Source organism: Alcaligenes sp. NLF5-7 (assembly GCF_024266725.1).
Classification (GTDB): domain Bacteria; phylum Pseudomonadota; class Gammaproteobacteria; order Burkholderiales; family Burkholderiaceae_B; genus Alcaligenes; species Alcaligenes phenolicus.
This window is the reverse complement of sequence record NZ_CP100755.1, coordinates 48,098-71,807: the sequence shown is the minus strand read 5'-3', so window position 1 is coordinate 71,807 and position 23,710 is coordinate 48,098. Positions and strand designations below refer to the sequence as shown.

General features: G+C 57.9%; 18 protein-coding genes. 14 read left to right on the top strand and 4 right to left on the bottom strand.

Annotation, left to right across the window (positions count from 1 at the left end; all coding sequences use genetic code 11):
- Positions 1–45 precede the first annotated feature (45 nt).
- The gene (locus MID00_RS00380; protein ID WP_021446777.1) at positions 46–462 is read right to left on the bottom strand and encodes a hypothetical protein; all 417 of its coding nucleotides are present in this window, start codon (positions 460–462) and stop codon (positions 46–48) included.
- 82 nt (positions 463–544) lie between these two features.
- On the opposite strand from MID00_RS00380, the gene MID00_RS00375 reads away from it, so the two are divergent.
- Positions 545–709, top strand: a complete 165-nt coding sequence (locus tag MID00_RS00375) for a hypothetical protein (RefSeq protein ID WP_155624338.1) — start codon at positions 545–547, stop codon at positions 707–709.
- Positions 710–729: 20 nt separating this feature from the next.
- Here the strand turns inward: MID00_RS00375 and MID00_RS00370 are convergent, their stop codons facing one another.
- Positions 730–2,436, bottom strand: a complete 1,707-nt coding sequence (locus MID00_RS00370) for an FMN-binding glutamate synthase family protein (RefSeq protein ID WP_009460959.1) — start codon at positions 2,434–2,436, stop codon at positions 730–732.
- A 374-nt stretch (positions 2,437–2,810) separates the two neighbouring features.
- Between MID00_RS00370 and MID00_RS00365 the strand changes: the two genes are divergently transcribed.
- The 3 genes from MID00_RS00365 (at position 2,811) to MID00_RS00355 (ending at position 5,848) form a co-directional block, all read left to right on the top strand.
- Positions 2,811–4,724 carry an FUSC family protein gene (locus MID00_RS00365; protein WP_254499508.1) on the top strand — a complete coding sequence of 638 codons (1,914 nt, stop codon included), beginning with the start codon at positions 2,811–2,813 and terminating at the stop codon, positions 4,722–4,724.
- Complete coding sequence (locus MID00_RS00360) at positions 4,724–5,188, top strand: MarR family winged helix-turn-helix transcriptional regulator (protein WP_250756993.1); 465 nt, start codon at positions 4,724–4,726, stop codon at positions 5,186–5,188. Before MID00_RS00365 ends, MID00_RS00360 begins: the two co-directional genes overlap by 1 nt.
- Positions 5,189–5,317: 129 nt before the next feature.
- A complete protein-coding gene (locus tag MID00_RS00355) occupies positions 5,318–5,848 on the top strand; it encodes a CinA family protein (RefSeq protein ID WP_250756994.1) in 531 nt (176 codons plus the stop codon).
- A 34-nt stretch (positions 5,849–5,882) separates the two neighbouring features.
- On the opposite strand, the gene acnA is transcribed toward MID00_RS00355, so the two are convergent.
- Complete coding sequence (acnA, locus tag MID00_RS00350) at positions 5,883–8,537, bottom strand: aconitate hydratase AcnA (protein ID WP_115635035.1); 2,655 nt, start codon at positions 8,535–8,537, stop codon at positions 5,883–5,885.
- Between the two features lie 169 nt (positions 8,538–8,706).
- Here acnA and MID00_RS00345 point away from each other — a divergent pair, with 169 nt between their 5' ends.
- Both MID00_RS00345 and MID00_RS00340 read left to right on the top strand, forming a co-directional pair.
- Positions 8,707–9,717, top strand: a complete 1,011-nt coding sequence (locus MID00_RS00345) for a GntR family transcriptional regulator (RefSeq protein WP_009460951.1) — start codon at positions 8,707–8,709, stop codon at positions 9,715–9,717.
- 4 nt (positions 9,718–9,721) lie between these two features.
- A complete protein-coding gene (locus tag MID00_RS00340) occupies positions 9,722–10,882 on the top strand; it encodes a 2-methylaconitate cis-trans isomerase PrpF family protein (RefSeq protein WP_009460950.1) in 1,161 nt (386 codons plus the stop codon).
- Here the strand turns inward: MID00_RS00340 and MID00_RS00335 are convergent.
- Positions 10,879–11,865 (bottom strand): AraC family transcriptional regulator, encoded by a 987-nt coding sequence (locus tag MID00_RS00335; protein ID WP_009460948.1) that lies wholly within the window; start codon positions 11,863–11,865, stop codon positions 10,879–10,881. The two genes, MID00_RS00340 and MID00_RS00335, sit on opposite strands and share 4 nt — an antisense overlap.
- Positions 11,866–12,170: 305 nt before the next feature.
- On the opposite strand from MID00_RS00335, the gene MID00_RS00330 reads away from it, so the two are divergent.
- The 8 genes from MID00_RS00330 (at position 12,171) to MID00_RS00295 (ending at position 23,680) form a co-directional block, all read left to right on the top strand.
- Positions 12,171–13,352, top strand: a complete 1,182-nt coding sequence (locus tag MID00_RS00330) for an ABC transporter substrate-binding protein (RefSeq protein ID WP_254499507.1) — start codon at positions 12,171–12,173, stop codon at positions 13,350–13,352.
- A 38-nt stretch (positions 13,353–13,390) separates the two neighbouring features.
- Positions 13,391–14,782: an aromatic ring-hydroxylating dioxygenase subunit alpha gene (locus MID00_RS00325; protein WP_035268328.1), complete on the top strand. Its 1,392-nt coding sequence runs from the start codon at positions 13,391–13,393 to the stop codon at positions 14,780–14,782.
- Positions 14,783–14,814: 32 nt separating this feature from the next.
- Complete coding sequence (locus MID00_RS00320) at positions 14,815–15,351, top strand: aromatic-ring-hydroxylating dioxygenase subunit beta (protein ID WP_254499506.1); 537 nt, start codon at positions 14,815–14,817, stop codon at positions 15,349–15,351.
- Positions 15,351–15,959 (top strand): cysteine hydrolase family protein, encoded by a 609-nt coding sequence (locus tag MID00_RS00315; RefSeq protein ID WP_035268323.1) that lies wholly within the window; start codon positions 15,351–15,353, stop codon positions 15,957–15,959. Before MID00_RS00320 ends, MID00_RS00315 begins: the two co-directional genes overlap by 1 nt.
- Before the next feature lie 9 nt (positions 15,960–15,968).
- Positions 15,969–16,796 (top strand): SDR family oxidoreductase, encoded by an 828-nt coding sequence (locus MID00_RS00310; protein WP_254499505.1) that lies wholly within the window; start codon positions 15,969–15,971, stop codon positions 16,794–16,796.
- Positions 16,797–16,900: 104 nt separating this feature from the next.
- Positions 16,901–18,493 (top strand): NAD(P)/FAD-dependent oxidoreductase, encoded by a 1,593-nt coding sequence (locus MID00_RS00305; RefSeq protein ID WP_254499504.1) that lies wholly within the window; start codon positions 16,901–16,903, stop codon positions 18,491–18,493.
- Positions 18,494–18,798: 305 nt separating this feature from the next.
- The gene (locus tag MID00_RS00300; RefSeq protein WP_254499503.1) at positions 18,799–21,240 is read left to right on the top strand and encodes a DUF3772 domain-containing protein; all 2,442 of its coding nucleotides are present in this window, start codon (positions 18,799–18,801) and stop codon (positions 21,238–21,240) included.
- Between the two features lie 43 nt (positions 21,241–21,283).
- Positions 21,284–23,680, top strand: coding sequence for a mechanosensitive ion channel family protein (locus MID00_RS00295; protein ID WP_254499502.1), 2,397 nt, complete (start codon positions 21,284–21,286; stop codon positions 23,678–23,680).
- Positions 23,681–23,710 lie beyond the last annotated feature (30 nt).

Below are 23,710 nucleotides of genomic sequence, written 5' to 3'. Positions count from 1 at the left end.
GCTAATTGACAACATAAGATGGCTGCGCCGGGCAGCCGAGGCTGGTCAGGAAACGAGCGTGGAGGGGGGACCGCGCGCACTCAGGGGCGGGCCCGTCAGGGGAAGAACGGGAACCGCCGCCTGTTGGGCAGTGTCCCAGGTATGTCGTGGTGTAGGTGTCAGATTCCAGGCAGGGCTGGGATCATCATTCAAGGCTTTTTGCGCCTGGGCCTGGGCGAACAGACAGGCCGCATGCAGGCTGTGTTGTTCGTCGTGCTTCGGGCCGCCAGGTAGCTGGCTGCTCCATTGCGCCAGGAAAGGGTCGCCCTGAACGCACAGGCTGAGCGCGGCTGCATTGGCAGGGTCGGCGCTGGGCATGTAGCCATTGGGGATCAGACCACGCAAAAGCAGGGCGCAGATTGCCAGCACCAGTAAAAACCGGCTGCGAGTACCTGAGGTGGGGAATGCGCAGTGCCTGATCATGATCAGAGCATTCTAGTACAGATGGAAATCAGTTTGCCCAGATTCTGTGGCACAGTAGACGCCTATCATCAAGGAGCTTGATATGCGACAGATTTATGGGGTGCTGAGCGCCTTGGTCATGGTGCTGGGGCTGGCGGCGTGTTCAACACCGGATCGCTCTGCAGACAGCAGCTGGAGTCGACCGTCGGGCGTTGAAGTTTACGGGGAAGTGGATGCGGGGGTAGGGACCCGGCGGCAGTCTCACTAGGGAGACTGCCGCTTGCAGCGTTAAGCCAGAGCTTGGCCTGCGCTGTCAGCTGCATCCTGTTTTTTCATGATTTCTTCAGGATCAGCTTCATCATTCAAGTACGACAAGGCTTTGCTCAGGCTATAGGCCGGTTCAAAGGAGTCGGGGTTAGCCATAGGCCAGCCCACACGGAAAATCGTTTGACGATAGTGGCCGCGCAAGAGTTCGCCTTTTTTCAGATCCGGGAACAGAGCCGACATCACGCGCACTTCGCCGTTGCTGATACGGCGGGCAATATGGTGGGGACGTAACTGGTCCGGATGTTCCAGGCCCGCCGCACCCAATAGTTCAGCCAGGGCTTTGAGCGTATTGCCATGGAAGCTGGCCACGCGCAGGGACTTGTCATCAACCACCAGGGCTTTTTGACGCTGCGGATCTTGTGTCGCCACGCCAGTGGGGCACTTGTCGGTATGACAGGCCTGGGCCTGAATGCAACCCACGGCAAACATGAAACCACGCGCGCTATTGCACCAGTCAGCACCCAGGGCCATGATGCGGGCCATATCAAAGGCGCTGATGATCTTGCCCGAGGCACCCAGGCGGATTTGTTCACGCAAACCGATACCCACCAGCGTGTTATGAACCAGGCGCAGAGCCTCGCGCAAGGGGGTGCCGACGTGGTCAATGAACTCCACGGGGGAGGCACCGGTACCGCCTTCAGCACCATCGACCACAATAAAGTCCGGTGTGATACCTGTTTTCAGCATGGCTTTGGCAATGGCAAACCATTCCCAGGGGTGCCCGATACAGAGTTTGAAACCCACGGGCTTGCCACCGGACAAGGTACGCAGCTTGGCCACGAATTCCAGCAGCTCTACGGGAGAATGGAAAGCGCTGTGGCTGGGTGGCGAGTTACAGTCCACGCCTTCCGGTACACCGCGTGCCAGGGCAATTTCAGGCGAGACCTTGGTGCCGGGCAAGATGCCGCCGTGGCCAGGTTTGGCCCCTTGCGACAGCTTGATTTCAATCATCTTGACGTGATCCTGAGTGGCACGTTCGGCAAAGCGTTCGGGCGAGAAGTTGCCTTGTTCATCGCGGCAACCAAAGTAGCCCGAGCCAATATTCCAGATCAGATCACCGCCATGACGCAGGTGATAGGTGCTGATGCCGCCTTCGCCCGTGTCATGCGCAAAATTGCCCATCTTGGCGCCCTTGTTCAGGGCCAGGATGGCATTGGCCGACAGCGCCCCAAAACTCATGGCGGAAATATTCAGCACGGACAGCGAATAGGGCTGGGTACAGTCCGGCCCACCCACCTTGATACGGAACTGTGAGTCCTTGATGTGCTTGGGCGTCATGGAGTGGTTGATCCACTCGTACCCATTGTTGTAGACCTCCTGGTGAGTACCAAAAGGCTGCTTGTCGACCTGCTGTTTGGCGCGCTGGTACACCAGGGAGCGGTCCGCCCGCGAAAAAGGCAGTTGCTGCTCATCGCCTTCCAGAAAGTACTGGCGAATCTCAGGGCGTATGGCTTCAAAGATAAAGCGCAGATTACCGATAACCGGATAGTTGCGACGAATGGCGTGACGAGTTTGAGTGATGTCCACCAAGCCCTGAATGCACAGGGCCAGCCCTGGTATCGCCAGCCATAGCCAGCTTGCGCTTCTGAACAAGGAAAGCAGCAAGAAAAAGGCGGTCAGGCCAATGATGATGTAGAAGGCGGTGTAGCGTGTCAGCCACTTTTGCATAAAGACTCCTGCCAAGAAAACGGGGTGACGGGCAGGATTTCGGGTACCTGCCGGTCAGGCTGCCAACATCATAGAACGCTCCCGTACGGTTTGACCATGCCTGGATGGCGATAGTTTATGAAAACTAACAAACAACCATGGAGTGGCTGAAAAAGGGCGGGGTAGGGCGCAAATTGTTTAGTTTTGAAAGGCTTGATGGAAACCAGGGAGGCTGTTGCGGTGCAGCATGAAACAGGGTGTTCTGCCTTGAAGCTTATGTCTGGCGGGCAGGGCCGGAGCTGCCATAAACACGATATTCAGCGAGTTTTAATTGAATAGGTAGGTAAGCTATCTATATAATCATGCTTTAGCCTTTGTTCTGTCCCCTGTCTTTTATGTTTCCCTCTCTTTCCTGGATCCAACTGGATCGACCTGCGCTTGTGCATGGCCTGAATTTGGCCTTGGCAGCGTGGCTGTCGTTCACCATCGCTGTTCTGCTTTCCGTTGATAACCCGTTTTGGGCTGCCATGCCGGTGTGGGTGCTGTCGCAAGCGTATCGGGGGCTGGTGTACGAGCGGGCTTTGTGGCGGATTTTGGGAACGTTGGTGGGGGCCGGTTTGGGATTGGCGTTCCTGCACTTGCCCAATCCTTATCTGCAATTGCTGGGGATGGCCCTGGTGGTGGGGGTGGCCTCGGCCTTGACCCATGTGTTTCGGGGCGCTTTTTCTTACTTGCCCATGCTGGCGGGAATCACGATTGGCGTGGTGGTCTTGCCCTCGGTGCTGGCTCCGGAGGCGTCACTGGATTTGGCCTTGTCGCGAGTGGAGTGCACGCTGATCGGGGTCGTGGTCACCACCTTGCTGTGCTCGCGGACAACGCCGCGCAGTCAGCGCAAAACGTATTACGAGCGCGTACGTGTCCTGGCGGCGGATGCCTTGCGCATCGCTGCTCATGCTTTGGGGCCGTCTTATCAGCAGCCGGATCAGAGCTCGTGGAGCCGTGTCCGCCAGGAGATTGTAGATCTGGATGCCCAAGCCCGTATTCTGGCGGCAGGCTCTCTGGATGCTTATCGACGCCTGCCTTATGTGGATGCGTTTCTGTACGCCGTGATTGAGCTTTTGGCCGCCAGCGCGCTGATTGTCCAGCAAAGGGAGCAGGGCCTCTCGCCTGCCGCGGATTATGCACGCGACTTGCAGGAACAGGCACAACGCTTGCAGGACGGTCTGAGTTTGCGGGTGCTGGGCAAGACAGCCTTGCGGCAAGAGGGGCAGATCAGTCTGGCGCGCTTGCGCCGTGCAATGGGTCAAATACAAAGGGCGGAGCAGGGCTTGTTCGCTGAACGGGTGCAGCCCAGACGGCACCGTTTTCTGACGACGCCTGCTGTTTCGGTGGATTGGCCCTTGGCAATCCGCACTGGCCTGGTCAGTGGCCTGGCCGCTTTCACTGCTGGTGGTATCGCTTACGCTTTGGCCAGCCCTGCGCTGGAGTTGATGGCGATTGGGGTGTGTACGTTCTCTATTATTTTGGGCTCCATGCCGCGTCCGCAACTGATGAGCCGAACCATGTTTACTGGGATTGCCGTGGGCGTGCTGGTAGCCAGCTTTTATCGCTACTTCGTCCAGGCACACCTGGTTGCGGACTGGCAGGTCATTCTGTCCGTGCTTCCTTTTTTGGTGATCGGCGGTTTGTTACGTGCCAACCGTCCTACGTCGACCTGGGCATTGGACGCGAATATGTGTTTCCAGCTGGCCAGTCAGGCCGGGATGGCGGCGGTTACTTGGCCCATCATCTTGAAGGAGTCCTTGCCTTTGCTGGCGGGCTCCGCGGTCGTGTGCAGTGCTTTCTTTCTTTTGCCTCGCCGTACTCATCCTCGTGGCCAAGCCTTGGTCAGACGTGTGGTGCGCGAACTGTATCCCTTGATCAAGCGTTCGCGCCCACGCCTGTTCCGGGTCTGGCGTGCGCGGGTAGCGCGTCAATGGGTGCGTCTCTGGCACTGGATGGGCGAGCAGACCCCTCATGGTTTGCTGTCCTTGATCAACCTGGGCCATGGCGTGGTCGCGCTGAAGCGGCTGGCCAAACGCGGAACGGAGCAGCAAGCTTGTGTGGAGCTGGTCTGTGAGTTGCTGGAAGGGTTTGAGCATCAGCCCGTGGAGTTGGCCCAGCAATTGCTGCGTCTCAGCCAATCCTGTACCGACATGGTATTGAGGCAGGCGATCATGGATGTGGCGCAGTCCTTGCAAGGGGCGCAAGCGGTTCTGGTTTATGCTTACCCGCCTGATGCTACGCCGCGCGCTGTGGAGACTTCCTGATGAATCACCAACTTTATGAACGATTTGGCCTGTCCATGATTGTGCTGGCGCGCCTGTATCGTCGTGAACTGGATCAGACGCTGGTGCGTTATGGCGTGTCCGAGGCCACCATCCTGCCGATTCGCTATCTGGCCCAGTTGGGAGAACCCATACGGCAAGGGCAGTTGGCACGCATGATGCGTCTGGAAGGCCCCACCCTGGTGCGCCTGATCGACCAGTTGGAGTCCGGCGGTTTGCTGGAGCGTGTGCCCGACGAGCAGGACAAGCGCGCTCGCCTGTTGTGTCTGACTGAAAAAGGGCGGGACTTTCACGAACGCCTGCTGGAATTGCTGCGCCAATCCCGTGCTCCCCTGTTTGAAGGGATTGCGGACGCAGATATAGAAGCGGCTTTGCGTTGTTTTGACGCGCTGGCCGGCAATTTGGGGCTGGAAGCAACGGATATGTCCAGCCTGTTCGGGGATTGATCAAGGGCCTGGGCGGGGCAGCGTAAGCGCATGTTCCAGATGGTGAGCAGAAAGCAGGAGCTGGTTTCCTGCTTTTTTACTTTATGGTTGAATAAACCGTCCTTGTTTCAGCAATAAGGAGGGTATGCCATGAACGATGTAGATCTTGCACGCTTGGTTAAAACCATGAGCGAGGCCCAGCTGACGCTGGCAACCGCAGAATCCTGCACGGCAGGGTTGATTGCGTCCACGCTGGCTGACCAAGCGGGGGCGGCAGCTGTATTGGATTGTGCTTTTGTGACGTATTCTCCGCAGGCCAAGTATCGCTGCCTGGGCGTCGATCAGCGGGTGTTGGCGGAAAACAATCTGTGCAGTGAGGCAGTGGCGCGGGCCATGGCCAAAGGAGCCGCAGAATTGACCCCGGCCAATTTGATCATTGCCAATACGGGGGTGGCTGACGATATTGCGGAGCCGCAGATTCCGGCCGGCACGCAATGTTTTGCCTGGCTGTTCAAGCCACAGGATAAATTTGATCCTTTGGTCGTCTATACGGAAACGATTGTTTTCGATGGCACGCGGGATGAAATCCGCCAGCAAAGTGCGAATCATGCCTTGCTGCGCATCGAGCATTGGTTGCGGCTGGTTAAACAAGAACGCCAGGGTGTGACCCCTGGCGTTTGATACTGCTAACTGGACAAGCTAAGCCTGTAAAGGCTTAGTTTTCCAGGTATTTGCGCCAGACGCGTGGCAGGATACCGCCATGACGCCAGTACTCCATGTCCTCGACCGTATCCAGACGCACAATCACCGGCACGGACTGGGTGCTGCCATCCAGACGGTGGATGATCAGTTCGGCTTGTGAACGTACACCCAGGTTTTCTTCCAGGCCTTTCACATCAAAGGTTTCGGTGCCGTCCAGACCCAGGGTATCGGCATTGGTGCCGTCCTGGAACTGCAAGGGCAGCACACCCATACCGACCAGGTTGGTGCGGTGGATACGCTCGAAACCTTCGGCAACCACCGCTTTTACGCCCAGCAGAGCAGGGCCTTTTGCGGCGGAGTCGCGGGAAGAACCGCAACCGTAGTTCTTGCCAGCAATCACCAGCAAGGGAACCTGACGTTCCTGATAGGTCTGGGCCGCTTCAAAAATACGCATCACTTCGCCTTCCGGCATCACCTTGGTGACGCCGCCTTCCACGCCGGGAACAATCTTGTTGCGCAGACGGATGTTGGCGAAGGTCGCACGTTTGACCACTTCGTGATTGGCACGGCGCGTGGTGTAGTTGTTGAAGTCTTTTTGCTCCACACCCTTGGATAGCAGGAAGTCAGCAGCAGGCGTACCCAGGCTGATCGAACCCGATGGCGAAATGTGGTCGGTGGTGATGGAGTCACCCAGAATCGCCAGCGGACGCATGCCGCGCAGGTTGGCCACGGGAGCCGGTTCGCGCTGCAAGCCGTCAAAGTAAGGCGGTTTGCGGATGTAGGTGCTGTCGGCTTCCCATGGGTAGTGGCCACCATTGCTTTCGCGGGCCAGGGCATCCCAGGGTTCGCCACCGTCGTACAGCTCGGCATAGCGTTCGATGAACAGGTCGCGGTCGTACGCGCCGTGGATGGCTTCCTGAACTTCTGCCGATTTGGGCCAGATGTCGCTCAGGTAGACGTCTTTGCCGTCCTGATCCTTGCCCAGCGGGTCGCGGGTCAGGTCCACATTCAGGTTGCCGGCCAGGGCGTAGGCTACAACCAGGGCGGGCGATGCCAGGTAAGCAGCGCGCACGTTGGCGTGGATACGGCCTTCAAAGTTACGGTTACCCGACAGTACGGCGGTGGCAATCAGCTTTTCGGATTCAATCGCGTTGACGATATTGGCAGGCAGTGGGCCCGAGCCACCGTTACACGTGGTGCAACCAAAGCCGGCAATATTAAAGCCCAGCACGTCCAGGTCGTCTTGCAGTTGAGCGCGCTCCAGCACGTCAGCTGTTACTTGGCTACCGGGCACCAGCGAGGTCTTGACCCAAGGCTTGCTGCGCAGGCCACGAGCGACGGCGTTACGGGCCAGCAGACCGGCGGCCATCATATTGGCGGGGTTAGCGGTATTGGTACAGGAAGTAATGGCGGCAATGACCACATCGCCATCATTCAGCACAAAGTCCTCGCCTTCCACGGGTACGGCACGTTGCGGGTCGTAAGGACGGCCAGCAATTTTCTGGTGATGGGCGGGGAAGGACTGGGCAGCGGTGTCCAGATCCAGGTGATCTTCAGGATTGCTGGGGCCAGCCAGGCTAGGCTTGATGCTGCTCAGGTCCAGTTTCAACACGGTGTCGTAAACAGGAGCGGGAGCGGCCGGGTCGCGCCACAGTTTTTGAACCTTGCTGTATTGCTCGACCAGATCAATCTGTTCTTGCGGACGGCCTGTCATGTGCATGTAGTGCAGGGCAGCGTCGTCGATGGGGAAGAACACCGCGGTTGCGCCGTACTCTGGTGCCATATTGGCGATCATGCCACGGTCGCCCAGGGACAGCTCGTCCACGCTGGGGCCAAAGAATTCGACAAACTTGCCCACCACGCCCAGTTCGCGCAGTTTTTGCGTAATGACCAGAACCAGGTCGGTAGGCAGCACGCCGTCATTGAGCTTGCCAGTCAGCTCGATACCCACCACGGCAGGCAGGGCGATGGCGACGGGCAGGCCTACCATCACGGCTTCGGCTTCAATACCTCCGACACCCCAGCCCAGAATGCCCAGGCCGTTAACCATAGGCGTGTGGCTGTCGGTCCCGACACAGCTGTCGGGGTAGACCAGATCCACGTCCTTGCCTTCTTCGGTCCATACAACCTGACCAATATGCTCGATGTGCAATTGGTGCATGATGCCTTTGCCAGGTGGCACCACTTTCACGCCGTCAAAGTTGCTGGAACACCAGCGCAGGAAGGCAAAGCGCTCGCCGTTACGTTGGTATTCACGTGCCAGGTTGATGTCGGCTGCCTTGGGGTTGGCCCAGCTGTCCACTTGCAGGGAGTGGTCAATAATCACGTCGATAGGGACTTGAGGGCGCACGCGGCTGGCGTCACCACCGGCTGCTTGTACGCCTTCGCGCAAGGCGGCCATGTCCAGCAGCATCACCAAACCCAAAATGTCCTGACCAAAGACGCGGGCAGGGTAGAAGGTGATGCCGTCGCCCACCTTGCGCTGGAGCAGGGAGTCAATTTCCTGATCCACGTCGGCGTGACGCACGGCCTTTTGACGACAGAGGTTTTCCAGCAGAACGCGCAGCGAGTACGGCAGCTTTTCAATACCGGGGATGTCGGCGATAGGAACGTAACGTACGGAACGTCCGTTCAGGGACAGCGTTTCTAGGGCAAGAGACTGAGACATGGCAAACGATTCATCCGTAATAAGAAGCCAGGAAAGCAGGGCCAACCTGAGCAAGAATAATCAATAAAATTATGCGTCTGGAGCCTTGATAAAACAATTAAATTGTATTTTGTTTGTATATAATACAATAAAACGATCCAGGATCGCTTCGATTTTTAGGAATGTCGGCATGAAAAGCCAATCCAATTCTTTGCATGTCACCTTGGCACATCGCCTGCTGGACTACGTGCGGGCAGGGCATTTGCAGGCCGGGCATCATTTGACGGAACAATCGCTGGCCGAGGCGCTGGGTGCGTCGCGCTCGCCCATACGCGGCGCACTGGCCTATCTGGCGGAAAAAGGCATTGTGGGCGCACAGCCGCCCCGACGTGGCTTATATCTGTTGAAAGGGGCCGACCAGCTTGGTGTGATCGAAGAAGAACTGGGTACCAGCCAGGACGACCAGATCTATCTGCAACTGGCCCGCGACAAGCTATCTGGTATTTGGGGTGACACCTTGTCGGAGAACGACGCCATGCGCCGCTATGGCCTGACGCGCGAGCGTGTGCGCCGCATTCTGGCTCGTGCTGCCAATGAAGGTTGGATGGAACAGCGCGCCAGCAAAGGCTGGTCTTTCCTGCCCATGATTGACGGCCCTCAGGCTTGCGAAGAAAGCTATACCTTGCGTCAGATGCTGGAACCAGCGGCCATGCTGCTGCCGGGCTTCGCCATTGACTCCACTGTCTTGCGCCGGGTGCGTTTGCAGCAGCAGGCCTTGGCCGACGGGGGCTGGCGTCATGCCGGACACGCGGAAATGTATCAGGCCAATGCCACCTTCCATGAAGCCTTGGCCTCCTTGTCCGGTAACCGCTTTATCGCCCAGACCGTGACACGCCAGAACCAGTTGCGGCGCTTGCTGGAATATCAGGAAACCCTGGATCGGGAACGTATTCGTCGCCAATGCCTGGAGCATCTGGCAATTCTGGATTTGCTGGAAAAGGGCGAACGCGCTCAGGCCTCCGCCCTGCTGGCCCGCCATCTGGGCAATGCCAGTGAAGAGAAAGTACAGCAGCTGGAGCGGCAGCAGCAGCAACGCAGCGGCCAGCCCGGCGCTTTTAGTGAATCGATGGTCTCTCACGCCGAACCCATGGAGGAGACGGCGCAATTTTCTTTAATGGCGCAAGCCAAGAACCAGGAATAACGTGATGAAGCAAAAATCCCTTCCCGCCGTGTTCATGCGTGGTGGCACCAGCAAAGCCTTGATGCTCAATATTGCAGACCTGCCTGCCGAGCGCGACGACTGGACGCCTCTGTTTTCTGCTGCCATGGGTACGCCGGACCCTTATGGTCGCCAACTGGACGGCATGGGCGGTGGTGTTTCTTCCTTGTCCAAGGTTTGTATTATCGGCCCGTCCAGCCATCCGGACGCGGACGTGGACTATACCTTTGCGCAAGTAGCCATCAAGGAAGAGAAGGTGGATTACCGTGGCAACTGCGGCAATATGAGCTCGGCCGTCGGCCCTTACGCAGTAGAGCAGGGCATGGTCAAGGTTGAGGATGGCGAAGCGTGCGTACGCATTCTGAATACCAACACCAACAAGATCATTCACGCCCACTTCACGGTTGAAGATGGTCAGCCCCGGTACGACGGTGATCTGTCCATTCCCGGCGTAGGCGGCACGGGCTCGCCTATCCGTCTGGACTTTGTGGAACCTGGTGGTGCCTCTACTGGCTCCTTGCTGCCTAGCGGTGAATTGACCGAGTGGCTGGATGTGCCTGGCGTAGGCCGTATCGAGGTGTCGCTGGTGGACGCGGCCAACGCAGCGGTGTTTGTACGCGCGGCTGATGTAGGCCTGACCGGTCTGGAATTGCCCGACTGGCTGGAAGCTCACCCTGAAGTGCTGGAGCGTCTGGACGCAATTCGTGTGCAGGCGTCGGTACGCATGGGCATTGCTCCCGATGTGGAAGCCGCACGCCAGATTCGCATCGTGCCCTTTGTTTGCATCGTGTCGCCGGCTCAGGACAACCCGACCTTGTCTGGCGACGTGGTTCCTGCCAAAGAGATTGATCTGGTTGCCCGCGTGATTTCCAATGGCCAGCCGCACCGCGCCTTGCCCTTGACGATCTCGCTGTGCACTGCTGTGGCTGCTCGTTTGACGGGCAGCCTGCCTTCGCAATGTCTGTCTGACTCGGTTGCCCCTCAAGGTCCACTGCGTCTGGGCATGCCTTCTGGTGTGCTGACAGTGGGCGCGGAAGTGGAAAAGAAAGACGGCCAGTGGTTTGCCAAGGCCGGTTCTTTCTATCGTACGGCGCGTCGCCTGTTTGACGGCCGTGTGTGGGTTCCTGGCAAAGCCTTGAAGGACTAATCCACGATACGCAAGTCCTGCGAGGGCGAACGCCCGAAGCGGGACTTGTAGTCTGCACAGAAGCGGCCGAAATGGTTGAAGCCGCAGCGCAAGGCAATCTCGCTGACCTGGGTGCCCGGCACGGCATGACGAATGGCTTGCTGGGCCGCTTCCAGACGAATCTGTTTCAAGAACTGCATGGGGCTCAGCCCCCGCTCCGTACGAAATGCCAGCGTCAGGCTGCGCACACTGGCACAGGCCGCGGTGGCAATCTGCTCCAGCGTCAGGGCCTCGTCCAGGCTGGCCCGCATGAAATCCTCGGCTCTTTGTACCCGGCGCGAACTGGCCGGGCGCACGCTTTGCTGCAATTGCTGGCTGTAGTTACCCGGCTGGGTATGAAACAGATGCAGCAAAAGATTGTCCTCGGCCTGACGCGACCACTGGTCCATTTCGGGCGGCAAATGCCCGCCATAAGCCAGCAAGCTGCCAATCTGGTGCTGCCAGGCGCAGCCGTGCGGCGAATCCAGAGACATGCCAGCAGCAAATTCAATGGGCCGATCCAGGCTCAAGCCCAAGGTCTGACGGGCCACTTCTTCCAGCCTGTGGCGCGGAATCTTCACTAAAAACTGTTCACAGCCTTGTTCCCAATCCAGTTCAACTTGCAAGGAAGGGGAGATCACGCTGGCGATTTTAGGGTTGGCCTGGACGTACTCCCGACCAACCCGAATACAGGAGCGTCCCTGTATAGGCACTTGAAACAGCAGGAAATCTTCCAGAATCCCCGGTGATACCTGCACCGCCGCGCCATATTTCAGCAAGACAAAGGAAAAGCTGTGGCTGCTGGCATAGCGCAGGGAAGCATCGACCGGGCCGTCATTCCAGGTCAAGCGGTGCTCGGTCAAAAAACCGGCCGTCTCGCTGCGTGTCTGGTCCGGGCAGCGCGATTCAAAGCGCGGCGCACTGTGTTGCAAGGGGGCCAGCCCTGACATAAACCACGCTTGCATGATGTGTGTCTCCAAATTTTTGCCGGTTCGGGATAAGGCTTGCCATATCTGGATAGCCGCCCATTCTGCGCCGGTCTAATGTATTTCAAACCTAAAACAGTAGTCCTGCCCCGGCACCTTAGCAGATTGGGATACGACTGGGAATTGCTGTATTCACGTAGTCCCTTGGGCCCGTCTTTTCTGGCTTGCAGGACAAGCGCCGCAAAAATCACGGGCGTCAGTGGTACACAGCTTCCGGCGTATTGGGGGTGGTCCAAGGCAGAACTAAAGTCCAGTTTTTTGAAAGACAGAGGACGGAGACAAACATGAAAAAACAAGTGGCGTTCTGTATGAGCACGCTGGCCTTGGCCCTGGCCTGTAGCTCGGCATCCAGTCAGGAAGTATTCAAGGTGGGGCTGCTCACCACCTTGTCTGGCCCTGGTGCAGCCATTGGCGCAGAAATCCGTGATGGTTTCGAGCTGGGCCTGAACCACTCGGGTGGCAAGCTCGGCGGTGTGGATGTGGCCCTGACGATGCTGGATGATCAGCAAAAACCAATGGAAGGCCGCCAGGCGGTGGACCGTCTGGTCAAGCGCGACAAGGTCGATGTGATTACCGGCATGGCCTTCTCCAATGTGCTGCTGCCCGTGATGCCGACGATTTTGAACAGTGACACGATCTACATTTCCGCCAACACCGGCCCGGCCGATTACGCGGGCGAGCGTTGCCACCCCAATTTCTTCAGCGTGTCCTGGCAGAACGAGGATATTCCCGCTGCCATGGGCAAGTACGTGACCGATCAGGCGCACAAGAAAGTCTATTTGATTGCCCCCAACTACCCCGGTGGTCGCGAGTCCATTGAAGGCTTCAAGCGTTTGTTCAAGGGCGAGATTGCCGACGAAGTGTATGTGAAGGTCGGCCAGATGGATTACGCCGCCGAGCTGGCACAAATGCGAGCTTCGGGTGCGGATGCCGTGTTTTTCTTCCTGCCCGGCGGCATGGGCGTGTCTTTTATCAAGCAGTTGATCAACTCGGGCCTGTCCACGCAACTGGCGGTGTATACCCCCGGCTTCTCGGCTGATCAGGACACGATTGCCGCGATTGGGGAGTCCATGAAGGGCATGGCGAATGCCGCCCAGTGGTCGCCGGATCTGGATAACCCGGTCAACAAACGCTTTGTGGCGGATTTTGAAAAGACCTACGGTCGCCTGCCTTCCATGTACGCCTCCCAGGGCTACGACGCCGCCTTGTTGCTGGATGGCGCACTGAAGGCAGACCCCAAGGCCGCTACCGACCGGGAAGCCCTGCGTAAAGCCTTGCGCAGTGCACCGTTCGAGTCTGTACGCGGCGCCTTTGCCTTTAACAACAACCAGTATCCGGTGCAGACCTACTACATGCGTGAAGTGGCCCCGAATGACAAGGGCCAGATGAGCAACAAGATTGTGTCCACCGTATTCGAGCAGTTCCAGGATCATTTTGCACCGCAGTGCAAGATGGAAAAGTCATAAAGAGGGTGCGTCAAGCATCCGGCAGCAAGGAGGTAATGATGAGCTATAGCAACGAACAGCTGTCCGCATTGGTGCGGGGAGACAGCGTACATAAATCGGTCTATACCGACCCCGAGATCTTCCGTCTGGAGATGGAGCGCATTTATGGCCGTGCCTGGATCTACATCGGCCACGACAGCCAGGTGCCTAATCCCGGCGACTACCACACCACCTTGTTGGGCGGCCAGGACGTCATCATGGTGCGCGGCAGCGACAAGAAGGTGTACGTGCTCTACAACCGTTGCCCGCACAAGGGTGCGAAAGTAGTGGCCGATGGCTGTGGCAACGCGGGCAAGTTCTTCCGCTGTCCTTACCACGCCTGGACGTTCAAGCTGGACGGTCAGCATCTGGCCGCTCCGATGAAAAACGGCCTGGAAAACACCTGCTTTGATCCCAAGCACCCGGACTTCTCCATGCGCCGTGTGGCTCGTGTGGAAAGCTACCGTGGTTTTGTTTTTGCCTGTCAAAGCGCCCACGGCCCGGACCTGAAAGAGTTTTTGGGCCCCATCATCACCTCCATCGACAATCTGTGCGATCGCTCACCCGTGGGTGAAGTGGAAGTGGCCGGTGGCAGCTTCAAGGTCTGGCAGCCCTCCAACTGGAAGGTGTTCTACGAGAACCTGCACGACACCATGCACGCCAACGTGACGCACGAGTCGTCCTACGTGGCAGCCCGCGAGCAGGCCGAAGACTACGGCTCCATGCCGCTGGAACTGCACATCATGGACGGTAACGGCGAGCCCTACGGTTTCTGGGAAAAGCTGGACCTGTATGCCTTTGATAACGGCCACGGCTACATGGAAGGGATTTTCAATCCCGGTGCCATCGAAACCGACCCGATCACCAAGGCGCACTACGAAACGCTGAAAGAAGCTTACGGCGAAGAAAAAGCGCTGAACATTCTGGGCGAGAACCGTCACAACAGCATTATTTACGGCAGTGGCTCGCCCCACACCGTATTCCAGCAGTTCCGTGTGATTCGCCCGGTGGCGGTGGACCGCACTCATGTGGAAATCCAGCTGTTCCGCCTGAAAGGTGCGCCTGACGATATTTACAAGCGCGGCCTGATGTACGCCAACCTGATCAACTCGCCGTCGTCCAACGTGATGCCGGACGATATCGAAGTCTATGGCCGCTGTCAGGAAGGTAACCAGACCAATGGCGGAGACTGGATCAGCATGCACCGCTATGACGGCACCGACAAGCCTATCGAAGGCGGTATGGTCGCCACCAACGGCACCAGCGAATTGCCCATGCGCAATCAGTTCCGCGCCTGGAAGCATTTCATGACTACCAGTCTGTACGACGCGCCTGCGCAGTCGGAAGACAGTGGTAAAGCCACGGTGCGTTCGGCTTCTGGTGAGCCCATCGCCCCCGCAACACAGGCTTAAGCGGGCTGCTGTCCGAGCCAAGGAGAATTCTTATGTTGTTTGATATTGATTTTGACGTCAGCGTGGATCAGGTCACGCCTGTGAACCTGAGCCTGGAAGCCATCCGTGAAGTGGAGCAGTTCATCTATCACGAAGCTCGTTTGCTGGACGAGCGTCGCTGGCAAGCATGGCTGGATCTGTGGACCGAGGAGGGCATGTACTGGATTCCTCACAGCTACGATCAGGAAAGCCCTTACGAGCACATTTCCCTGTGCTGGGAAAACAAGCTGCTGCGTGAACTGCGTATCCGTCGTCTGGAAAACCACCGCAACTGGTCCCAGCAGCCAATCACACAGTCCTGCCGTGTGCTGGGCAATGTGATGATTGATGGCACTGATCTGGAAGGCTATCTGGTGGTGCGTTCCAGCTTCCACTCCATGGAGTGGCGTGGCAAGGATCCGGTCTACCGTGTGGGCAGCCTGATTCACAAGCTGCAGGCCCAGGAGGGCGGTGGCTGGAAACTGCGCATGAAGCAGGTGAACCTGGTGGATCGTGACGCGGTTCACGGCGCTATTCAGGTGTACATCTAATGTCGGCAGCCCATCACACAGCCTTGCTGGCCCTGCATTATCAAAACGACGTCCTGCACGCCGATGGCCTGATCCGCGTGGGGGTAGAGGCCAATAGCCCCCAGCGTCAGGCCTTGATCGAGGCCGCAGGCCGTTTGCTGGCGCAGGCCCGCGCACAGGGCGTACCCATTGTGCATGTGCGGGTGGGCTATCGGCCTGACTATGCCGACCTGCTGTGCAATGCACCGATTCTGCACAATGTGAAACGAATCGGTGCCATGCAGACTGGCAGTTGGGGAGCCCAGTTCTTTGACGGGCTGGCTCCCTTGCCCGATGAGTTTGAAGTTCACCACACGCGTATCAACGCTTTCTTTGGCTCCGCGCTGGAGCCGGTGGTGCGTCGTTTGGGCGTGGAGCGTCTGGTGATTGCCGGTGTGGCTACCCATTCTGTAGTCGAGAGCACAGTGCGCCATGCGGTGGATATGGGCTATGAGGTGGCGGTGGTGGCCAGCGCCTGTGGTGCTCCCCCCGCGACCCATGAGGCCTCCCTGGCCAGCATGAGCCTGATTGCTCATATTGACCGGGACGAAGATTGGGCGACGGTGTTCGGCGCACCAAAAGCACAGTAGGAGAAGCACATGCAGCAGGACATGAAGGTGAATTTACAAGGTAAGGTCGCCATCGTGACCGGGTCCACGCAAGGGCTGGGGGCGGACATCGCCCTGGCTCTGTGTGCCGCCGGTGCGTGGGTGCTGATCGTGGGTCGCAGTCAGGAAGAAGGTCAGCGTACCGAGGCGCGTTTGCAAGCGGTGGGCAAGGCTCAGTTCATGGCCGCCAATATTTGCGACGATGCCCAGCTGGATGCCTGTGTACAGGCGGCTCTGGCGCAAACCGGGCGCATTGATATTGTGGTCAACAATGCCTGCTCGTATGGCGATGAAGGCCTGGCCTCCAGCCGCGAGCTCTGGCATCAGACGCTGGACGTGAACCTGATCTCCAGCGCCATTCTGGCCCAGAAAGCCACGCCTTATATGGGGCAGGGCGGGGTCATCATCAATATGGGCAGTACGGGTGGCAAGTTTGGCGTGGCTGGACGTGCGTTGTATCCCGCTTCCAAAGCGGCCATCCTGCAGTTCACCAAGAGTCTGGCGGTGGAGCTGGCTCCCTCGGGCATTCGTGTGCTGACAGTCTCGCCCGCCTGGACCTGGTCGCCGTCCGTTGAACGCATGAGCGGCGGTTCGCGTGAGCTGGCCAATCAGGTGGGGGCGCAGGTTCATCCTTTGGGTCGAGTCGGTTCCGGCGAAGAAGTGGCTCAGGTGGTCTTGTTTGCCGTGTCGGGCGCGGCTTCCTGGATGACAGGGATTGATCTGCCCGTGGACGGTGGCTTTTCCGTGCTCGGGCCGGAGCAGGGCAAGTCGCCCCGTCACTGGTTTGAACGCTGGCCGGCGCAGTCGTCTGGCTCATAAATCAAAAAGTGCGGTAAAAGATGTCCAGGGCTTGTGAACACCTGTTTCTTGTTGTGTGTTCACAAGCCCTGACCCCGTTCAGGGCAATTTAAAAAAGGTGTGGGATGACAGACTCAACAAATAAAAAATCGTATGCCGTCATTGTGGTGGGCAGTGGCATCAACTCCCTAGTATGTGCCGCCTTGCTGGCGCAAAAGGGCAAGCAAGTCCTGGTACTGGAACGTAACGACCGCGCGGGCGGGTGTATCCGTACCGAGGAGCTGTTTCCGGGCTTTACCCATGAGTTGCTGTCGTCCTGGTACCCCTTGTTCACATCCGGCGCTGCCTATGCCCGTTTGAAAGACGATCTGGCCGCCCAGGGCGTGGAGTTTCTGGAAAACGGCTATACCACCGGTGTGGTGGGCAGCGATGGCAAGGGCCTGGCCCTGCGCCACGATGTGGGCGATTCCATTCAGCGTATCAATGGCTTGCAAGCTGGTGATGGCGATGCTTTTGGTGCCATGTGCAGCCAGTTGTTCGAGCGCGATGCGGGCCTGACCTTCGGCTTGCTGGGCACCGAGCCATACAGCCGTGGCTTGTTGGGTTTGCTGTTCTCGCAATGGCGCAAGCGCCGCATGGACGGCATGGTCCAGTACGGACGCGAGTCCCTGGAATCCTTCCGCCGCTGGGCTGACCGTGAACTGAAAGATGACCGTGTGCGCGGCATGATGGCTCCCTGGGTCTTGCACTCGGGCCTGGGCCCTGACGACGCCTGCTCGGCCTTGATCGGCAAGCTGACCTTTGCGGCTGTGGTGGCCGGTGGCATGCCCGTGGTGAAAGGTGGCGGCCAGAATCTGGTGCGTGCTCTGTGCGCCATTATTGAAAAGGCTGGTGGCCGTATTCAACTGAACACCGAAGTGGAAGAAATTGTGCTGGAAGGACAAAAAGCCCGTGGCGTGCGTGCCGGCGGCCAAGTCTACGAAGCCAGCCATGTGGTGTGCAACGTTACACCGCCACAGCTCTATGGTCGTTTGTTGCCGGGCGCGCCCGCTCAAGTACGTGAACAAGCTAATGCCTACCGCTTTGGCCGTGGCGACATGCAAATTCATCTGGCGTTGGACAGCATGCCTAACTGGAGCGATCCAGAGCTGCTGAAAGTACCGTTGCTGCACCTGTCCGACAGCCTGGAAGACGTCAGCATGAGCGTGGCCCAGGCCAATAACGGCCTGATCCCGGCCAAGTTCACTGTTGCTATCGGTCAGCCATGCTCGCTGGACCCCAGCCGTGCGCCGGAAGGCAAATGGATACTGTGGATGCAGATGCAGGACATGCCATCCAAGCTACGCGGCGATGCTGCTGGCAAGATCGAAGTGCCAGAAGACGGCAAATGGACCGAAGAAGTCAGCAAGGCCGTGGCCGAGCGCATCATCGACCAACTGGAAGGCGTCATGCCCGGTTTGCGGCAACAAATCGTGGGCCAGAAAGTGCTGTCGCCAGCCGACCTGGAATCCATCAACTGCAACCTGGTGGGCGGGGACCCGTACTCGGGCATTTGTTCCCCCGACCAGTTCTTCTGGATGCGCCCTTTTGCGTCCAGCAATGGCGCTCGCTCTCACGCTACACCGTACAAGAACGTCTACCACATTGGTGCGTCCACCCATCCAGGCCCAGGTCTGGCGGGAGCGTCCGGATTCATGGTGGCGGAGCAGATTCGTTAATCCTGCTTGTTCCTGGGCCTGAGGCTTGATGCCTGCAGGCAGAATAACCGGCCGGGGTAGGTGTTTTGCACCTGTTATGGCCGGTTTTTTTGCTTCTTGGCATTCAGCCAGAAGGGGAGATGAGGGGGAGTAAAGGAGCCGGAACCTGAAAAGTGAGCAGTTCGGGGCGTTTATCGCCTAAAAAAACAGGGTTCTCGTGAATACCTCATGCGCCAAGCCCACAATAGTTCGGTATTCTGTGCATGTTTTCTGCTGCCCTGGCGGTTTCATGCTTGGGGCCTCATTGTTTAGCCGGAGTTTTATTGATGCACGCTTTTCGCCGTTCGCGCCTGTGTGCTTTTTTGTCCTTGTGGCTGCTGGCTGTGGTGCTGGCTGTTACCGCTGTCCCTGTGACGGCCGAGACAGTGGCATTGACGCCTGCGCAGGCCAGTGAATCCCTGAATGAATTGCGTGACACGCTGCAAACTGTCCAGGACCGTTTGCAGAAAAATGATGGCTTGGGCGATTCCGATCTGGTTGCCTTGCGCAATCAGTTGCTGCTGGCGCAAGAGCAGGCTCAGGAAATGAGTGTGCGTCTGGAGCCTGAGCTGTTGAGCGTGACCGCGCGTCTGAATCAGTTGGGGCCTGTGGATGATCCGGCGGGGGAGTCCGAGGACATTGCGCGCCAGCGTGCTCAATTGCAGCAGGCGGTGACCGAGCTGGACGGCATGATCAAGCTGGCCCGTTTGATCGGCGTGGAAACAACACAAGGCCTGGATCAGGTGTCCAAGCAGCGCCGCGTAATTTTCCAGGCGGAATTGGGTCGGCAGTCGCAGTCCGTGTTGACACCGCGCTTCTGGCGCAATGTGTCGCGCGATTTGCCCGGTGATCTGGCCAGGGTTGAACGCATGCGCAAGGAGCTGGCTCAGCGGGTAATCGATTTGCCCGCTTATGTGCTGTGGTCGGCAGGAGCCTTGGCTCTGGTCTTGCTGGCTTTGTCGGTCTGGGCGGTACGGGGGCTGGAGCGTTTTACCATCAACCACACCAAGCCCTCGCGCTTGCGACGCTCTTTTTATGCGACGGCCTTGATTGTGCTCTACAGCCTGACGCCCGGTTTGCTGGCGTCGGTGGCGGCAGGGCTGTTTTACTGGAACGGCAATCTGGCTCCGGATCTGTCCAGCTTTGTGTCCAAGTCCGTATTCGCCTTGTATCTGGGTGGCTTTGTGACCGGGATGGGCCGCGTGCTCCTGTCGGCGCAGCGTCCTAGCTGGCGCTTGCCTCCCATCCCCAGCAATGTAGCTTTGAAGCTGGCATGGTTGCCCATTGCTCTGGGCATCATGGTGGCCTTGACCTGGATGTCGCAGCAATTGCTGGGCCTGATCAACGCCACGCTCAGCACTACCTTGCTGGTCAACAGCTTTAACACGCTGACACTGAGCATCTTTATTGCCATTGCAGCCTGGAACTTGAGCCAGGGGCGTGAGAAGACCCCCGTTCCAGAGGGCGGCGAGGACCCGCAGAAAACGGCTTCGGTTCAGCAGGGGGCGACCTGGTTACGCGCCATTCCTATCACCCTGGGTGTGGTCATTGGGCTAGGGATGATTGCCTTCTTGCTGGGCTACATCGCCTTGAGCAGTCTGATTGTGCAAGAGGTCTTGTGGCTGAGTCTGGTGATTTGCACCTGCTATGTCCTGGTCGCACTGATTGCGGATATCGGTCAAAGCCTCTTGCTGCAATTTAAAGAGAAGCGCGCCGCTAATGAATGGAGCAGTACGCAATTGCGTGGCAGCAGCCAGATCGTGATCGTGCTGTCCGGAGCATTGCGTTTATGCCTGATTATTACGGCGATTACCCTGGTCTTGCTGCCTTTTGGGGAAGACCCCACGCAGTGGCTGCAGCGTCGTTTGGGCTTTTTGGTTAAAGGTTTTTCTTTAGGTCAGGTTCAGTTAAAACCCAGCTCGGTCCTGCTGGCCGTACTGATTCTGGTGCTGGGCATTTTGTTTGTCAAAGCCTTGCAGCGCTGGGTTGCCAACCAGCTTTTACCCGCCACGCGTATCGATCCGGGTATGCGAGTGTCTACTGCTAATCTGTTCAGCTATGTGGGCTACTTTATTGTGGTGGCTACGGCGATTTCGTCTCTCGGAATCGGTCTGGAGCGCATGGCCTGGGTGATTTCAGCCTTGTCGGTAGGTATCGGTTTTGGCTTGCAAGCGGTGGTGCAGAACTTTGTATCGGGGCTGATTCTATTGGCCGAACGTCCCATCAAAATTGGGGACTGGGTCAGCCTGAACGGGGTAGAGGGCAATGTACGCAAGATCAATGCCCGTGCCACGGAAATTGAAATGTTCGACCGCTCCACCTTGATCGTGCCGAACTCCGAATTCATCACCAAAACCGTGCGTAATGTGACCTTGAGCAACCCCTTGGGGGTGGTGAAGGTCAAGATCAATATGCCTATCGACACAGACGCTAAACGGGTACGTTCTATCATGCTGGATGTGATGCAGAACTACAGTGACGTGCTGGCCGACCCGGCGCCGGATGTGACGCTGGACGGCTTTGATGCTAACGGCTTGCAGTTTACGGCGACCTGCTATGTAAGCTCGCCTCGCATTGGCAGCCGGGTACGCAGTGTCCTGATGTTCGATATTCTGGATGAATTACGCAAGGAAGGTCTGGCGTTGCACCATACTCAGACCATGACGGTATTGCCCAATACACCGGTCGCCAGCCAGAGTGAAAGCGGCAACCCCTTGCTGAATGATTGAACCTCGATAAAAACAACAGGCAGGCCCCAGGGAGACAACAGCCATGAAGACGCTACGACTAGGTGTGCAGGTCTTGCTCTTGTTTATTGGCCTGCTGCTGGGGGGCGGGTCTCAGGCACAAACCCTGTCCGAGATTGAGCAAGAGCGTCAGCTGATGCGGGAGCTGCAGCAGGCGCAAGATGAAGTTCGCCTTTTGCAGTATCGCCTGGAAGGCAATCAAACCTCCATACGACGCGAACGTAGCTACGAGTTCGAGCAGAAGCTCACCCATGCGCGCGATCTGTCCAGCCGGGTCGTGCAAAAGCTGGAGCGACGTAGCCGCTTGTTGCGGGCGCGCTTGCAGGAGCTGGGTGAAGATGCTGGAGACGAGGCAGACCAAACCACACTTCATAACGAGCGTCAGCAATTGCGACGGGCTGACGCGGCCTTGCGCGCAGACTTGCGGGTAGCACGCCTGGTGCAACTGGAAACGGAACAGACAGGTCAGCTGTTGCGGGATGCGACAGCGCGCTATGAACATGCCAAGCGCTGGCAACGCAGTGCTTCCCTGGTCTTGTTGCAAAGTCTGCCTGGATTGAGCGAGGCCTGGCCGGCGGATCGGCAAAAACTGTCCGACTTCGCTCAGCAGTGGCGTGAAACCTGGAAAGACACGAGCTGGCAGCAAAGTAACGCATCATTCGGGATGGTGATCGCCGTTCTGATCATGGGGTTTGTTTTGCTGCGACTGATGCCGGTGTGGATCAGTCGTTATTTACCGACAGGGCGTTTGCGCCGCTCCAGCCTGACTCTGGCCAATTTCCTGTTGTGGTTTTTTGTCAGCTTGATTCTGGTGGATCAGTTGATTGAGCTGTTCTTCGATCGCCCAGGCATTAGCGCCATGCAGTTTGAACTGCTGGCTACCTTGAAGTTCGGAGCGGCAGTGGCGGCGGTGGTGCTGGCCACCATGAAAGGTATCTTGATCCAGAGTCGCGCCTCCTGGCGCTTGCTGCCCTTGTCGACTCAGGCGCAAGGGCGAATGCGTTATTTTGCACTCGCCTTTTTTCTGATTGCCTATCTGGACATTGTGGCGACCTTTTTCAAAGGTTCGATAGGAACGTCAGACACGTTTCAAGCCTTGATGGATGGCATCACCAGCCTGCTTTACCTGGTCTTGTATGGCTATGGCTTGTGGATACTGCGGGCCGAGCTGTTTGGCCAGACCGAATCGTCGGGGCAGGACTCTGTCAGAACAGCGCGTAGCTGGGCGCGCCTGGTCTTCAAAGGGGCCGTCGCCGTCTATGTTCTGGTCGCTGGGCTGTTCATCGGTGGGTGGCAGGGCTTGTCGGATGATTTGATGTCCCACTTCATCACCATGCCTTTGATCTTTGGCTTGATTGCCTATGTCTTCATGGTGTGGCTGCAGGACATCTCGGACTCCTTGCTGGCCTATTTGCACAACCGCAGCCGTGATCCTGATGCGGCACCGATTCGCGTGCAAAGCCAGTTCATTGTTGTGTTTTTTGCTATCGCCCGGATGAGCGTGTTGCTTCTGGCGATCTGGATGGTGAGTGGGGATTGGTTAACTGAACCCAAACAGATGCTGGAGTCGGGACTGGATGTCTCGCGTGAGGCCTTGCGTCTTGGAGCGGTGCAGTGGCGCCTGGACTTGTGGCTGATTGCCTTGGGCGTGATGCTGGTGGGAGGTGTTCTGATTCATTTTCTGCGCACCTGGCTGCGTCAGAATTACATGCCTAACACCACGCTGGAGCCGGGCCTGCAAAATGCGATCGTGGGCATGGTTGGGTACGTTGCCTATTTTGTTCTGTTGGTGATCTGCCTGTCCATGCTGGGTGTGCCGATTGAATCGGTGACCTGGATCTTTACGGCCTTGACGGTGGGTCTGGGTTTTGGCTTGCGAGGCATTGTGCAGAACATTGCCTCTGGCCTGATGCTGATGGTCGAGCGTCCCGTCAAAGTGGGAGACTGGGTGGAGGTAGAGGGCAGCGAAGGCAATGTGCGCCAGATTCGCTTGCGGGCGACCTATGTTGAGCGCTTTGATCGCACCATGGTCATGGTCCCCAACTCCCAGATGATGGGGCGGCAGGTGCGTAATCTGACTTACACCCCGACCTCCTTGGGCGCGATCGAGTCCCGCTTGCTGTTTCCGCTGGATGTGGACGCGGATGCGGTCATGCAGATTTTGCGTGAGGCCGTACAGTCCGAACCGGAAATTCTGACCGAGCCAGCCCCTATCTTGTCTTGCGACGGAATTTTTGGGGATGGGGTGGCATTCAGCACCCGTTGTTTCATCAATACCATGCGAGTCCAGCGCCGGGTGCGCAGCAATCTGATGCTCGATATTCTGCGGCGCTTGCGTCAACAGGGCATCAGTCTGCATCCGGCCCAACGCTGGGTTCAGGAAGCCATGGACAAGGACAGGGCCGAAGACCCCGACCTTTAGGGTTTTCCCAGTGATTGAAAGCTGAAATAT